This is a genomic window from Streptomyces sp. CS113, from assembly GCF_002188365.1.
GTDB classification, from domain to species: Bacteria; Actinomycetota; Actinomycetes; order Streptomycetales; family Streptomycetaceae; genus Streptomyces; species Streptomyces tendae.
Genome location: NZ_KZ195574.1, coordinates 8,681,464 through 8,695,358, shown reverse-complemented (window position 1 = coordinate 8,695,358; position 13,895 = coordinate 8,681,464). Strand labels below are relative to the sequence as shown.

Sequence of the window (13,895 nt, the reverse complement as noted above, 5' to 3'; positions counted from 1 at the left end):
GGGCCTGACTGCGGAGTGATTGCTGAACTCGTCCAGGCGATCGGTCCGTTGCGCCAAGAGCGTCACCAGGCGCGGCTTGCCGCGCGACCGCGGAAGCGGGCCGTCGGCGCCGGCGTCAAGCACCGGCTGGTGTTCGTCGACCGGCCGCTGGCCACGCTCGTCCATCTTCGGCACGGGGTCACTCACGACGTGCCGGCCTGCTGGTTCGGAGTGGACCGTTCCACGATCACCCGGGCCGTCGGTGAGGTGCGGCCCCTGCTCGCCGAGCGAGGCTGCACTGTCAGCCCCGACGTGCGGCTGCGATCTTTGGCCGACGTCGTCGACCACCTCGGCGCGAGCGGGACGACCGGCATCGTCGACGGCACGGAGATCCGGGTTCGCCGCCCGGCTGTCGGACGCAAGGACCGGGACGAGTTCATCTCCGGCAAGAACAAGCAGAACGTCGTCAAGTCCATGGTCGTCACGGACGGCGAAAGGCCGCGTGCTGTGGTGCAGCCCAGCACGGCCCGCAAGCCGCGCGGACATCACTCACGCCCGCCAGTTGGGGCTGGTCAGGCTCTTGGCCGACGAACCCGCGGTGGAGATTTTCGCCGATGCCGGCTACCAGGGGCTGGGTGCGCAGACTGGAGGCCGGGTGATGACACCACCGCACCGCAAGTTCAAGAAGAACGCCCCGGACTGGTACGAGGAGATGCACGAGCGGCAGCGCAAGGCACACTCCTCACGTCGTATCCGTGTGGAGCACGGCATCGCCCAGCTGAAGAATTGGCGGGCCCTGGCCCGCCACCTCGGCCCGCCGCGAGCACATGAGCGGCACCATCCAGGCCGTCGCCGGTCTGCTGTCCCATCAGCAGACCTCGGACCTGACGTCGACACGGCAGAGCTGAACACCGAGACCGGCCGCCATCCTCGACGCCTCACCGCTACCCGTGCACGAGCTCGTTAGAGCAGGGCGCCTCCAGAGACTTCGAGGCGCTGGGCCGTGACCCAGCGCAGGCTGTCGGAGGCGAGGGTGGCGATCGCGTCGCCGATCTCGGCGGGTTCGCCGACGCGGCCCAGAGCGGTCTGCGCCGCCAGCGCCGCCCGCATGTCGGTGTCATCACGCATGGCGCCGCCGTTGAAGTCGGTGGCGGTCGGCCCCGGGGCGATGGAATTGACCCGGATGCCGCGCGGACCCAGTTCCGCGGCAAGGGTGCGGCTGAGTGCCTCGATGGCGGCCTTGGACGCCGAGTACACGGCGGTGGCAGGGCTGGTGTGGCGGGTCAGGGAGCTGGAGACGTTGATGACGCCGGCGGGGTCGGCGAGCAGCGGCAGCAGAGCCTGGATGAGGAAGAACGTGCCGCGCACGTTGGTTTCCATCATCGCGTCGAAGTCCGAGACGCTGACCTGCTCCAGGGGACTGAAGATTCCCACCCCGGCGTTGTTGACCAGGATGTCGAGCCGCTCGGCGTCCCAGAGCCGCAGATGCTCGCCGAGCTGAGCCGCGAAGGCGGGGAACGAAGCGACGTCACTGATGTCCAGGCGCAGTGCGAGGGCGGCGGACCCGGCTGCCCGCACCGCCTCGACCGTCTCCCGCGCGCCCGTCTCGTCGCCCCGGTGGGTGACGACCACCCTGGCCCCACGCTGCGCCAGCGCCACCGCCGTACTGCGGCCCAGCCCCCGGTTGGCACCGGTCACCAGTGCGATCTTCCTGCTGTCCATGCAACTGCTCCTCGGGCGAAAAGGGAACCGACCGCCGGGCTCAGTGCCGCGAGGCGGACTGCGAGTCGACCGACTCGCCTCTTTCACCGTAGGGTCACCCTAGAGGCGAGTCAAGTGACTCGCCTCGCCGTAGGGGCATACTGTCCCCATGGCAGAAGGACTCTCCGACCACCACCGAAGGCTGGCTCAACAGAAGCGGGAAGCGATCACCTCGTCCGCCACCGCACTGTTCCTGGAGCGCGGATACGGCGGGACGTCTCTGGCTCGGATCGCAGAGGCCGCCGGGGTGTCGAAATCGACGCTGTTCAAGCAGTTCCCGACCAAGGCGGCCCTCTTCGAGGCCATCGTGATCGGGTCCTGGCAGCAGGGGGCCGGCCAGGCACCGGCCCGGCCCCCGGCAGGCGACCTGCGTGCGGGACTGGCGGTCATCGGCCGCCAGTACGCCGAGCTGATGAGCCGACCCGGCATGACGGCCCTGTTCAGGATTGTCATCGCCGAGCTGCCGCGCCTGCCCGAGCTGGGCAGGATGCAGTTCCAGCTGGGCAAGCTGCCCTACTTCGACTCCGTGCGGCTCTACCTCCAGGCCGAGCACGAGGCCGGCACCGCCCGCGTGCCCGACGCGGAGAGTGCCGCGAACCAGTTCCTCGGCATGATCGCCAACTTCGTCCTGTGGCCCCGGATGCTGCTCAACGACTGGGACCCTGCCGCGCGGGAGACGGGCTACGCCGTCGACGAGGCCGTGGAGACGATGCTCGCCCGGTACGGCACCGCCCGCCGGCACACGTGAACCCGAGCGTCTCCACGTGTGCCGGCCACCAGTTGCCATCACGCTCGCGACGGCCGACCGCGGTTCGATGCGGCGGTCGGCCGTCGTCACACTCGCGGCCGGGACCCTAGCGACTCGACGCGCGCGGTGCGGTATCCCTGTGCCGTCACCACCAACTCGCCCGGCACCGCACGCTGTGGGCAGGAGACGGTCACTTCGCGCTCGTCACCGGGCAGCAGCCACAGGTAGTTGTCCGAGTAGAGGGCGGGCAGGACGCGGTTGCCGGTGCGGCGGTCGCGCAGAGCGAGCCGGACCATCGGCGCGACGGAGCGTCCCTTGTTGCGGACTGTCACAGTGACGCTGACACGGCCGTTCCGTCGCGAGACGCGACCTCGGGACACGTCCAGTTCTGTCCGGGCCAGGTCGTTGAGTGCCTGGAGGTCACTCGCCTGCCCGTAGCGCCAGTACATGTTCTCCGACAGGCGGTCACCGGCCGCGTCGTACAGCCGCAGGCGTACCAGGTGCAGCGGGTGGTCACCGTCCGGAGCGGGTACGGTGAAGGCCGCCGCAGTCGACGCGGCGGGTACGTCCACCGTCTTGCGCTGCGTGTCTCCGAGCCGCTGTCCCCTGAGGTCGAACACCTCGGCCCGGATCTCGGCGCCGCGCACCGCCTCGCGCGTGTGGTTGACGGCGATGACGCTCCAGTCCCTCGGGTCGGCCTGCACATGGTGCGGTTCGCTGCCCGAACGGGCTCCGTAGTACGTGCCGTTGACGTCCAGGTCGTAGTCGTAGGTCTGCCATACGGTGCTGTGCCAGGCCGGGTTGGACATCCACAGCAGCAGACCGCTGGCGTCGTTCCACAGGTGGGCGTTCCATGCCTCGAAGATGGCCCGCATCGACTCGAAGTTGACGAACTGGGCCTTCACGCAGAACTCCGCCAACGAGGAGGATTCACCGAGGCGTTCGTCGATGGCGGCCTTGTAGCTCTGCGGGTTCTGACCGCCGCGTTCCAGCCAGTCGTGATGGTTCCACACCAGACCGATGGGCCATTCCTTCTCGCCGCCGGCCATGTTGCGCATGCTCTCCTCGACCGAGACCGTAGGGATCCCGATCTCGGTGTGGAAGCCGAAGGTGCCGTGCGCGTACAGATCCGGGTCGTAGTACCGCTTCGGGTCGACCCAGGCGTACGGTCCGCTGCCACTGACGATGCCGGCCGCCGAGTTGCTGATGTACGTCACGCCCGGGTGTTCTTCGGCGACGGCCTTGCGGACACCGGCGTCGATCTCTCCCGACGGGGTCCCTTCGTTGGCACCGCACCAGACCACGATGGACGGGTGTGAGCGGTAGCGGCGGACGGTGTCGCGCGCCTGGTCGAGGTAGAGGGCGTGATGCGGCGGGTCGAGGAACCAGGCGTTCCAGAAGTCGTTCCACACCAGCAGCCCGTTCTCGTCGCAGCGGGCGTAGAACTCCTCCCGGTTGCTGCTGCCGATCCAGTTGCGGATCATCGTGAAGTTCATGTCGCGGTGCATCCCGACGACGGCCTCCATCCGGCCGTCGCCCATGCGGCGCAGCAGTTCGTCCCAGCCCCAGTTGCCGCCGCGGCACATGACGCGTATGCCGTTGACGCTGATCTGGAGTTGGTGCGGCTGGATGTCGACGGCCTTCACGTCCGTCCAGGTTCGGCCGTCGGCGGAGACCTGCACGGTGAAGGTGAGCGCGTATGCCGTCTCCCACACCAGGGTGACCCGGTCGAAGTCCTTCGTCGCGCCGAGGTCGACGCTGATCCACTGGTCATCGGCGTACGCCGATGACCATCGGGTGTTGTCGTCGCCGTCCACGGCCGCCGCGGCGGTGTTGGTCGCGTTGTCGGTGGAGGAGGCGGTGGCGGTGGCGTGCAGCGCGAGGTCGGTGTCCGAGTGGGCGCTGTCGGTGACGGACAGGCGCCACAGCGATGCGCCGTAGCCGGTGGCACGGCGGCCTGTCCTGATCCGCACCCAGCGGGCGTGCTGTGCCCCGATCTCGACGGCTTGCTCGAAACGGTTGCTGCCGGGTTCGAACTCGACCGGGTTCTCGGACACGTAGTCGAACTGGCGCAGGCCGACACGGAGAGTACGCGCGTCACTCTCGTGGCGTCCTGTGGTGGTGGTGACGGCCAGGTCGTGCAGGGTGGGGGCGCCGTATCCGTTGGGCCACCACAGTTCGGGGTTCTTCAGCCTCAGCGCGGGGAAGGTTTTCGGCGTGAAGCGCACGTCGACGCTCTTGTCCGCGTCGATCTCGATCTCCTGGCTGACGCGGACCGAGCCGAGCCGGGCCGTGACCGTGACGATCCTGGGCTCCGACGACGTGTTGCGCACCGGCACGGTGACGGTGACATCGGCGCGCGATCGGTCCGGCAGGGCGGGCAGGGTCGTTTCCACGAAGGGGTCACCGATGACGGCATCGCCGGTGGCGCGGAGTCGGACGTGGTTCCAGATGCCCATGACACGGTCGCGGACGGCCGGCATCCAGTCCCAACCGGTCACCGCCAGATAGGTGGGGCCGTTGCGCATCATCGTGTCGGAGCCGGCGTCTGCGTAGGAGTATCCGTCGGCGCCGCGGTCGCCGGGGCTGCCGGGGAACGGCATCGGTGCGATCCGAACGGCGAGGACGTGCCGGCCGCCTGCGTGAAGCCAGTCGGTCACGTCGAACACCCCACGGGCCGTGGGGTGTTCCAGTTCGCCCAGCTTCGTGCCGTCGAGCCAGATCTCGGCCTTGTGCTGGATGCCGTCCATCTCGAGCCGGACCCGGTCCTTGCCCGCGGCCCGGAATCCGCGCGGCACGGTGAACACGCGCCGGTACCACCAGGCCGACCTGCCCAGTGCCTCGGGGATCTGGAGGTTGTCCATGCCCTTCACCGGGTCGGGCAGGTGGCCCTCGGCGACCAGGGAGGCAAGAACGGTTCCCGGGACCCGAGCGCGCAGCCAGTGGTCGGTGTCCACGTCGTCCGAAGACAGGCGCGCCCCGTCGCCGGATCCGGCGAACTCCTCAAGGGTCAGGTTCCAGCCGGACTCGATCGGCACGGTGCCGTCGTCCGCGACCTTCAGAGCGGGCACGGGGCGGGCCCCGCTCGACCACTCGGTCCAGCCCTCAGCCGTGCGGCGCCTGCCCTGCGCCGTGCCGTGCACCTGGAAGGAGTTGAGGCCGAGCGGGTTGGCGTTGGACAGGCCGGTGCCCACCATGCGGACCCAGCGGGTGGTGACGGGTTCGGCCAGGCGCACTTCGACGGCGCCGCCCTTCCCGGTAGCACCCTCGTGCACCTGCTTCCAGGTGGTGCCGTCCTGTGACACCTCGATACGGAAGGTCTTGGCGTAGCTGGACATGACCTCCCAACCGGTGGTTCCGGCGTGCGGATTGACGCCCGAGGACGGCTTGAAGACGGTATCGCCCTCGGTGGCCTCGAAGACCAGGACGACCGCGGTGACACGGCAGGTGCCCTCCAGGTCGACGGCCACCCACTGGGGCTCCTCGGTGTCCGCCGCGCGCCAGCCGCTGCCGGTGACTCCGGACCGGTCCAGACGGTCGGTGACGAAGTGCGCGGGTGTTGGCGCGTAGGCGGTTGAGGAGACCCGCACGGGTCGGTAGAGCGCGAGGTCGGCGGACGCGGCGGTTTCGGCGTCGGCGGCGGACGCGGCGAAGGTGCGGCCCGGCAGCGCGCCTGCCAGGGACACGCTCGCCAGGACCGTGCCCGAAGCGGTGAGGAAGCGGCGCCTTGACGGAGCTCCTCCCGGGGTTGTGAATGCCGCTTGGTCGTCGTGCATGAGTGCTCCAGGTGAGTAGGGGGCGCCGTTCGGCGTGCGGACTCCGGACCGCCGACTGCGAAGGCTTGAAGTTCCGGGAAGTTCTGGGCGTTGTTCTGCCTGGGTCAGCAAGATCTGGTCGGCGTCGGAGACGACAACGCTCGCGTGCTCCGCGCCCTCGGTCTCATGACGGCCCGAGTAGTGTGGTGCGTTCGCGCCGGTGAAACCCGCGTTCACCGTGGCCGCGTAAGCCCGGTCGGGCCCGTCGTCCACGACCGTGCGCGGGCCGGGCCCGACGGAACCCGGCTGTACCACGCCCGATACGGCACCGGGGTCCCGTCGACGGCCACGTCGCCCGACTCGAACGAGGTGCGCCGACTAGTCACCGGTTTCGCGGACACGGCCGACGGCAGCGCCGCCGCGTCCACGGCACCGCCGACGGCCACGGACGGCACGACGAGTCCGGTCGGCCGTCTGAGGCGCGAACGTCGCCGGGCGTGGCCGCCAAAAGTGCGCTGACACGGAGAACTCCCTTCGGACACGTCTGGACGACACGCCTGACAACGTTGTCGGGAAAGTGGGATTCTCAGTGTTCTTGTGGCTTCAAGAGGAGTCAAGGGGTATGCGGCAGCGGAATGCGCGCCGTCAACCGATGGGTGCGTCGACCGCATTGGACTCGCCGGTGCGCACTTCGCTGACGCTCCCGGACGCCGGGATCGCGGCGGCGGATCCCGGCGCGCCTGATGGCGGCCAGGGCGCACAGGCGGGTGCGTCCTGGCCGCGCTCGTCGGCCGGGTAGTCGGCAGTGGCGTCAGGTGCGCTGCACGACCGCGGCCATCAGCGGCTTCAGTCGGCCGGCAGTACCCAGACGTCGGCGATCGAAGGGTCGTAGTCGGCGCCGGTGTCCTGAAAGCGGAGTCGCACGGTGCCGTCCGACGTGCTCGCGGAGGGTGCCACCACGAACTGGTGGGTGAGGGTGCCCTGGCCCCCCTCGCTTCGCGTCAGGTCGACGCTGTGCGCGACCGCACCGTCGATCGTGACGTCGTAGGTCTTGTGCCGGGCGCCGTCGAAGGTCTCGACGATACGGACCACGAAGCGACCGTCGGCCGGTACGGCGGCGTCGAACTCGAACCAGCCGCCCGGGTGGGAGGAGTGGGTGTAGCGGCGTGTCAGCCCGGCCTCGACGTTCGTCCCCGAGTGCTCCGACGCCGTCAGCCCGTGGGCGGTCTCCGACGCGCCGTCGCCGAGGTCGACGCGATCGGTGGACTCCGTGGGCGGGGTGCGCAGCTCGACCGCGATCGTGCCGGTCGCCCGCTCCGCCACGGTCGGGCCGGTCGCCACGGTGACCTCGGCCGCCCGTCCGACCACGGTGAGCGGCACCGCCACGGCGACCTGGACGGTCGTTCGCTCTCCGGGATCCAGGCGGTAGGCGACCGGGTCCGGAGTGGACCACCCGTCCGGAAGACCGAGCGTGACCTGGCCGGACTGCACCACGTCGGTGCGATTGGCCAGGACGGTGCTGACGGTGACCCTCTCCCCGGCGCCGACCGGGCCGGGCGAGGTGGAGACGCTGTCGATGGCGACGCCCGGGGCGACCATCAGCGCCGCTGACAGCGGCAGCGTCGCGGCCCCTGGGCCGTACCGGTAGGACACCGAGCCGGTGAGGTCGGCCATGGAGGCCGCCGCGTCCTTCGAAACGGTGACGTCGTAGGCGTGTTCGAGCGTGCTGCCCGCACCCGCGGTGGACTTGTGGGTGCCCGCGGACTTCACCGTCCAGCCGGCGGGTGCCCGCAGCGAGGAATCGACGCCTGCCAGCGGGCGCTTGCCGGTGTTCTTCAGCGCCACTTTCACGCGCACGACGTCGCCGGGAAGGATCTCGTCGGCCGGCACGTCCAGCGTGGCCACGGCCCCGACCAGGCTGGAGGAGGCCCGTGAGAGGCTCCGCTCGATGCCGGCCAGTGCGTCGCGCAGCGCTTCTGCCGCCGCCTCGTCGATCGTGCCCCGCGCCGCGTACGTCCGCGTCCACCGGTCGAGGTCCTCGGCACCGGCGAGCGCGCGGTGCACCGTGGCGGCGATCAGCTGCTCCTTCGCGCCCAGGCCCCGCAGCCGCCACGCGCCCCCGAGCTCTTTCCGCATCAGCCCGGTTTCTGACTGAAGGTGCCGCTTCGCGATCGCGCCGAGACCGTGTACGTCCAGGTCGTCGACATCACCGGCGAACGCGGCCGCCTGTGCCAAGGCGGATCCCAGGTCCCCGAGTACCGGATCGACCGCGAAGGCGTAGTCCCCCGAGCCGACCTCCAGCACCACGTCCCCGTCGGCCTCCTCGACGTACCGCACGCCGTCGACCTCGCCGATCGGCTTGCCGCCCTCGGTGACCGCCCAGCGGTTCGCCGCCGGGATGCGCACCTCGGCGGTGGTGTTCGCCGGCACGGTCACGTCGAGCGTCATCGGCCCGGCCTTCGTGTCCCACGCGCTGCGCACCGTGCCGTACGGCGTCTCGTGGCTGAAGTCGACGTGGTCGATGCCCTCACCGGGCTCGGGGTCGATCAGCACCTTCCGGTAGCCCGGCTCGGCCGCCGAGACGCCTGCCATCGTCCGGTACATCCACTCACCGACCGCGCCGTACGCGTAGTGGTTGAACGAATTCATCCCCACGTCGTTGAAGGACCCGTCGGGGTTGATGGAGTTCCACCGCTCCCAGACCGTGGTCGCGCCCTTCCCGATCTCGTAGCCCCACGACGGGTAGTCCTCGTGCTGCAACAGGCGGTAGGCGATGTCGGAGCGACCGGCCCGGGTGAGTGCCGGCAGCAGCCCGTCGACACCGAGGAAGCCGGTCGACAGGTGGTAGTCACGCCGCTTGAGGGTCTCGACGAACCGGTCCACGACCGCGGCGCGCCGGTCTGCGGGCACGAGGTCGTTGGTCAGCGTCAGGATGTACGACGTCTGGCTGTCGCCCTTCACGGTGCCGTCGGCGCCGATGAACGCCGCCTGGTACGCCGACCGGATCGCCTCGTGGCGCCGCTGGTACGCCGCCGCGTCGTCGTCCCGGCCGATGGCCGCCGCCATCTGTGCGAACTCCCGCGTGCTCTTGGCGACGAACGCGGTGTCCAGCACGTCGGCCGGGGTCTGGTCGTCGAGGTTGAGCCAGTCGAGGTAGCCGCCGGCGGAGCGGATGTGGCCGGTGGAGTCGGCGTCGAGGAAGTCGACGTACCGCTTCGTCATGTCGTAGTTCTCGCGGATGACCTCGGTGTCGCCGTACGCCTGCCACAGCGTCCACGGCACGTGCACGCCGGCGTCCATCCAACCGGCCGACTCGTAGCCGCCGTCGAAGCGACCGGGCACCACCGGGGCGACGCCGGGCAGCGAGCCGTCGGGTCGCTGGGTGTCGCGCAGGTCTTGCAGCCACTTGGTCAGGAAGGACTGCGCGTCCATGTTGTAGACGGCGGTACGGGCGAAGACGTTGATGTCGCCGGTCCAGCCCATCCGCTCGTCGCGCGCCGGGGTGTCGGTCGGGATCGAGAGGAAGTTGCCGCGCATGCCCCAGACGATGTTGCGGTGGAGCTGGTCCACCAGGTCGGAGTTGGTGTCGAGGGTGCTGGTGAGGTCGCCGTCGGTACCGACGACGACACCGACCAGGTCCTCGGCCGCCGGGGCCTCCTCGACGCCGGAGATCTCGACGTACCGGAACCCGTGGAAGGTGAACGACGGCTCGAACGTCTCCGGCTCGTCCGTGGCGAACGTGTAGTGGTCGGTCGCCTTGGCGCTGCGCAGGTTCGCGGTGTAGAGCGTGCCGTCGGGGTTGAGCACCTCACCGTGCCGGACCTTCACCGTCCGGCCCGGCTCGCCCTTCAGGGTCAGCCGCACGTGGCCGACCATGTTCTGTCCGAGGTCGTAGAGGTACACGCCCTCGGTCGGCGAGTGGATCCGCTTCGCGGTCCTCAGCTGCTCGGTGACACGCACGTCGACCGCGGTCTGGGGCTCGAGTACGGTCGTCGGCTCGTCGCGGACGTGCGCCGCGCCCCAGCCCGCGTCGTCGAATCCGGGCTCGTCCCAGCCTTCGAGCTTCTCGGTCACCCGCGCGTCGTAGGACTCGCCGTCGAGCAGATCTGCCTCGCGGGTCGGGCCGTCGGCGGTGCTCCATGTGTCGTCGGTGCGCAGGACGGTGCTGGTGCCGTCGGTGAACTCGACCAGCATCTCGGCAATGACCGAGTTGTCCTGGCCGTAGACACCGGTGCCGAACATCGCGACCTTGCCGGAGTACCAGCCCGGTGCGACCTCGGCGCCGAGCACATTGGCGCCGTCGTGCACCTGCTCGGTGACGTCGTAGGTCTGGTAGTCGATGCGTTTGTCGTACGCCGTCCAGCCGGGTGCGAGTTCGGCGTCGCCCACCCGCTCGCCGTTGAGCCGCAGCTCGTAGACGCCACGTGCCGAGGCGTAGACGCGCGCCCGGGCCACCTCCTTGTCACCGAGGTCGAACTCCTTGCGCAGCAGCGGGACCGCCTGCTCACGGCGCAACCACGCTTCGCCGCCCGTGCTGTCGACGCGCAGGCCGTCGGCGGTCACGGTGCCGGCCGCGAACGTGCGGCCGTCGGCCGGGAAGTCGGTGTCGACGAGGACCGTGCCGTCCTCGCTGGTGACCGTGACGTCGTGGACCAGGCCGCGCTCCGCGCCGCTGGTGCGGAAGCCCATGGTGCCGGGCCCGCCGAACGTCGCGACGGTGCGCCGGTCCAGCTGCTCACCGTCGACGACGGTGGTGATCGTGTCGCCGTCGACGGCTATCGCGTAGTCGTGCTCGGCGGCGAAGTCGAACCCGGCCGGGAACGGCGTCTCCTGGAGGGTCGAGTAGCCACCGTCGCGTTTCACGTGCGGGCGCAGCGCGTCCTGGGCGTCGCTGATCTGCCACATGTAGGCGTTCTCGGTGTCCTGACCGCGGACGTAGACGCCGAGCGCGCCGCTGATGTCCGAGGCGGTGAACTCGATCGTGTAGTCGGTCCACTTGGTGCCCAGCTCCCGGGTGCCCGCGCCGATCCACTCGGCGGTCCACGGCCGGTCACCCAGACCGGTGCCGAACCGGGCGGGCTCGCTCCAGGGGGAGGTGTTGCCCTGGCTGTCCCACACCCGGACGGACCAGATGTAGTCCGTGCGCGGCTTCAGCGCGGGGCCGTCGTAACGGACGCCGACCGACTGACGGGTGGAGACCTTGCCACTGTCCCAGACGTCGGGGTCGCGGAGCCGGTCGGCCGAAGAGGCGACGTGGATCTCGTAGGCACGCTGGGTGACACCGCGGCGCGGGGAGTCCAGCTGCCAGCCGAGAGTCGGAGCCGTCAGCGCTGTGCCGAGGGGGTCGTCCAGGGCATTGGCGGTCAGGTCGCCGACGCTCAGGGCGGGGACGGCGGAGGAGGCGGGCGGACTCGCTGCCGTCGCGGCCGCGGGTGTCCCCGCGACGACGACCAATGCAGCAACCAGGGCAGCGGTCAGCTGACGCACAGGCGCTCCTCAGAAGAGAGTGAATCGGTTCAACGTCACTATGAGGCTCGCTCTGGCTCATGACAACGGGCGCGCAGTCCCCGGCTTTCCTGATTCTCACTTCATTGAAACGCTTCAACGTTTCGACTTACCGTTGAGGAGGACCGACCTGCGGACGCTGATCGGCCGGGAGCGCCCGTCGCCAGCGTTCGGCGTCGATCCGGCCTTGGTACAAGGGCAGTTCGAGGGGTGCCTGACCGGCTGTGAACGGGTCCCACACCCGTGTCAGGCCAGCCGTGCCCAGGGTGCGCACCCGGCTGGCCTCGCCCAGGTCGAGGACGTCCGTGACGATCTGGTCCGTGGCGGACTCGGCCTCGGCGCGCACCCGGCCCTCGGGGTCGACGACGAGGCTGCGCCCGATCCCGTCGGGCTGCGCCGCGTTGACGCTGGCCACGGCGACCTGGTTCACGATCGCGTTGGCCCGGGCGAGGACGAGTTCCTGGGTACGGTCGACGGTCGGTGTGCGTACGAGGTTGAGGACCAGGTCGGCGCCCTGCCAGGCGAGGTGTCGGGTGACCTCGGGGAACCAGGCGTCGTAGCAGATGGACAGGCCCACGCGCCCGTACCCGTCCATGTCGAAGACGACGAACTCCGTGCCGGACGCCGTGGCCTCGTACGGGCGCCACGGGAAGATCTTCCGGTACGCGGCGACGCGCTCACCCTCGGGCGAGTACACGGGCGCCGTGTTGTAGATCAGGCCGTCGGCACCGCGCTCGTAGACGCTGCCGGGCACGAGCCACACACCCGTCTCGCGCGCGAGATCCGCCAGGCGGGCGCCGCGGGGGCCGTCCAGCGGCTCGGCAGCCGCCGTCATCACCGTCGCCGGTTCCTCGTCCGGCCGGTGACCGCACAGGTGCAACTCGGGGTAGGCCAGCAACCGGGCGCCCGGGTGGGCGCGGGTCACGCGGCGGACGTCCGCCGCGAACGCGTCCAGACCGTCGTCCGCGAGGTGCTGGTGCGCGGCTGACTGGACGAGGCAGATCGACACAGGGCTGGTCATCGGCGGGAGGAACCTTCCGGGCGGGGCGGCGTGCGGGGCCCGGACGAGCCAATCAGCCCGTCCCTCATCGGACAACCCCCCTGTGTCCTGGGGCAGGCACAGGACTAGCCTGTGGCCGCATGACCCTCAACCAGCTGAGGGCCTTCGTCGAAGCGGAGCGGCTCGGGTCGTTCACCGCGGCGGCGAAGGCCATGGACATCGCCCAGGCGTCCGCCTCCGAACTGGTGCGCCGCCTGGAGGCGGAACTGGACGCCGAGCTGTTCGTGCGCGGCAGCCGCACCCTCGCGCTGACCTCGGCGGGACAGGAGCTGCTGCCCTACGCCCAGCAGTCCGTGGAGGCCGCCGACAGCGGCACGCGGGCCGTGCACTCCCTCGGTTCGCTCGGCGGCGGCACCGCCACTTTCGGTGTCCTGCGCAACGCCGACTACTACTTGCTGTCCAACCTGGTCCAGTTGTTCCACGCCCGCTACCCGTCGGTGCGGGTGCGGCTCGTGGGGCAGAACTCGGCGGAGACCGCGGCCGCCGTGGCGGCGGGACGCATCGAGGCGGGCCTGGTCGTGCTCCCCGTCGACGACGAGGATCTCCAGGTGACGCCCCTGCTGCGCGACGAGGTGCACTACGTCAGCGCGAGCGTGCAGCGCACCCGTACGCCGGTGACCATCGAGGACTTCGCCCGGGCGCCCCTCGTTTTGTACGACGCGCACTACGGGTGGCAGGACCCGACGCGGCGGCAGCTCGCCGAACGCGCCCAGTTCGCGGGCGTCCGCGTCGACCCGCTGATCGAGCTCGAACACGTGGAAGCCGCCCTGAAGCTGGTGACCACGGGGGTCGGGGACACGATCGCCAGCCGTGCCGTGGTCGACAGTCCGGCGTTCCCCGCCGGACTGCACACGGCTCCCTTCGCCGACCCCCTCTACGACACCATCGCGCTGGTGCGGCGCCGGGGCCATCCGCTGTCCCGCGCCACCCGTGAACTGGCTCGCATCGCCGAGGACACCCTGCGCGAGATCCGCGTCGCACGCGGCCTGTGAAGGGGCATCCCAAGGCGGGACTCAGAGAACAGGAAAACCCTGTGGATGGGACAGGAATCACCCCTCTGGTCCTGTGGCAGAAGCCCGTCTAGCGT

General features: G+C 70.2%; 7 protein-coding genes and 1 pseudogene. 4 read left to right on the top strand and 4 right to left on the bottom strand.

Annotated features, from left to right (window positions below):
• Positions 1-15: 15 nt before the first annotated feature.
• Positions 16-216 (top strand): annotated as a pseudogene (locus tag B9W62_RS41160) (transposase family protein); the annotation flags it as partial.
• 25 nt (positions 217-241) lie between these two features.
• The gene (locus tag B9W62_RS39885; RefSeq protein ID WP_306426479.1) at positions 242-946 is read left to right on the top strand and encodes a transposase family protein; all 705 of its coding nucleotides are present in this window, start codon (positions 242-244) and stop codon (positions 944-946) included.
• Here the strand turns inward: B9W62_RS39885 and B9W62_RS39260 are convergent.
• Positions 943-1,701, bottom strand: coding sequence for an SDR family NAD(P)-dependent oxidoreductase (locus B9W62_RS39260; RefSeq protein WP_087811654.1), 759 nt, complete (start codon positions 1,699-1,701; stop codon positions 943-945). The genes B9W62_RS39885 and B9W62_RS39260 overlap by 4 nt on opposite strands.
• A 148-nt stretch (positions 1,702-1,849) precedes the next feature.
• Between B9W62_RS39260 and B9W62_RS39255 the strand changes: the two genes are divergently transcribed.
• A complete protein-coding gene (locus B9W62_RS39255; protein WP_087811653.1) occupies positions 1,850-2,488 on the top strand; it encodes a TetR/AcrR family transcriptional regulator in 639 nt (212 codons plus the stop codon).
• Positions 2,489-2,574: 86 nt separating this feature from the next.
• Here the strand turns inward: B9W62_RS39255 and B9W62_RS39250 are convergent, their stop codons facing one another.
• From B9W62_RS39250 to B9W62_RS39240, 3 genes are all read right to left on the bottom strand, one after another.
• Positions 2,575-6,174 (bottom strand): discoidin domain-containing protein, encoded by a 3,600-nt coding sequence (locus B9W62_RS39250; protein ID WP_256976742.1) that lies wholly within the window; start codon positions 6,172-6,174, stop codon positions 2,575-2,577.
• Between the two features lie 915 nt (positions 6,175-7,089).
• Positions 7,090-11,730, bottom strand: coding sequence for a family 78 glycoside hydrolase catalytic domain (locus B9W62_RS39245; RefSeq protein WP_256976741.1), 4,641 nt, complete (start codon positions 11,728-11,730; stop codon positions 7,090-7,092).
• 127 nt (positions 11,731-11,857) lie between these two features.
• Entirely contained in the window at positions 11,858-12,769 is a 912-nt protein-coding gene (locus B9W62_RS39240; RefSeq protein ID WP_087811651.1) for a carbon-nitrogen hydrolase family protein, read from the bottom strand.
• 119 nt (positions 12,770-12,888) lie between these two features.
• On the opposite strand from B9W62_RS39240, the gene B9W62_RS39235 reads away from it, so the two are divergent.
• Positions 12,889-13,800, top strand: coding sequence for a LysR family transcriptional regulator (locus B9W62_RS39235; RefSeq protein ID WP_087811650.1), 912 nt, complete (start codon positions 12,889-12,891; stop codon positions 13,798-13,800).
• The last annotated feature ends 95 nt before the right edge of the window (positions 13,801-13,895 follow it).

What these genes read in the sequence shown, in the direction of transcription:
- B9W62_RS39260 (WP_087811654.1), bottom strand. Translation starts at nt 1,701, where the DNA reads ATGGACAGCAGGAAGATCGCACTGGTGACCGGTGCCAACCGGGGGCTG.
- B9W62_RS39255 (WP_087811653.1), top strand. Translation starts at nt 1,850, where the DNA reads ATGGCAGAAGGACTCTCCGACCACCACCGAAGGCTGGCTCAACAGAAG.
- B9W62_RS39240 (WP_087811651.1), bottom strand. Translation starts at nt 12,769, where the DNA reads ATGACCAGCCCTGTGTCGATCTGCCTCGTCCAGTCAGCCGCGCACCAG.
- B9W62_RS39235 (WP_087811650.1), top strand. Translation starts at nt 12,889, where the DNA reads ATGACCCTCAACCAGCTGAGGGCCTTCGTCGAAGCGGAGCGGCTCGGG.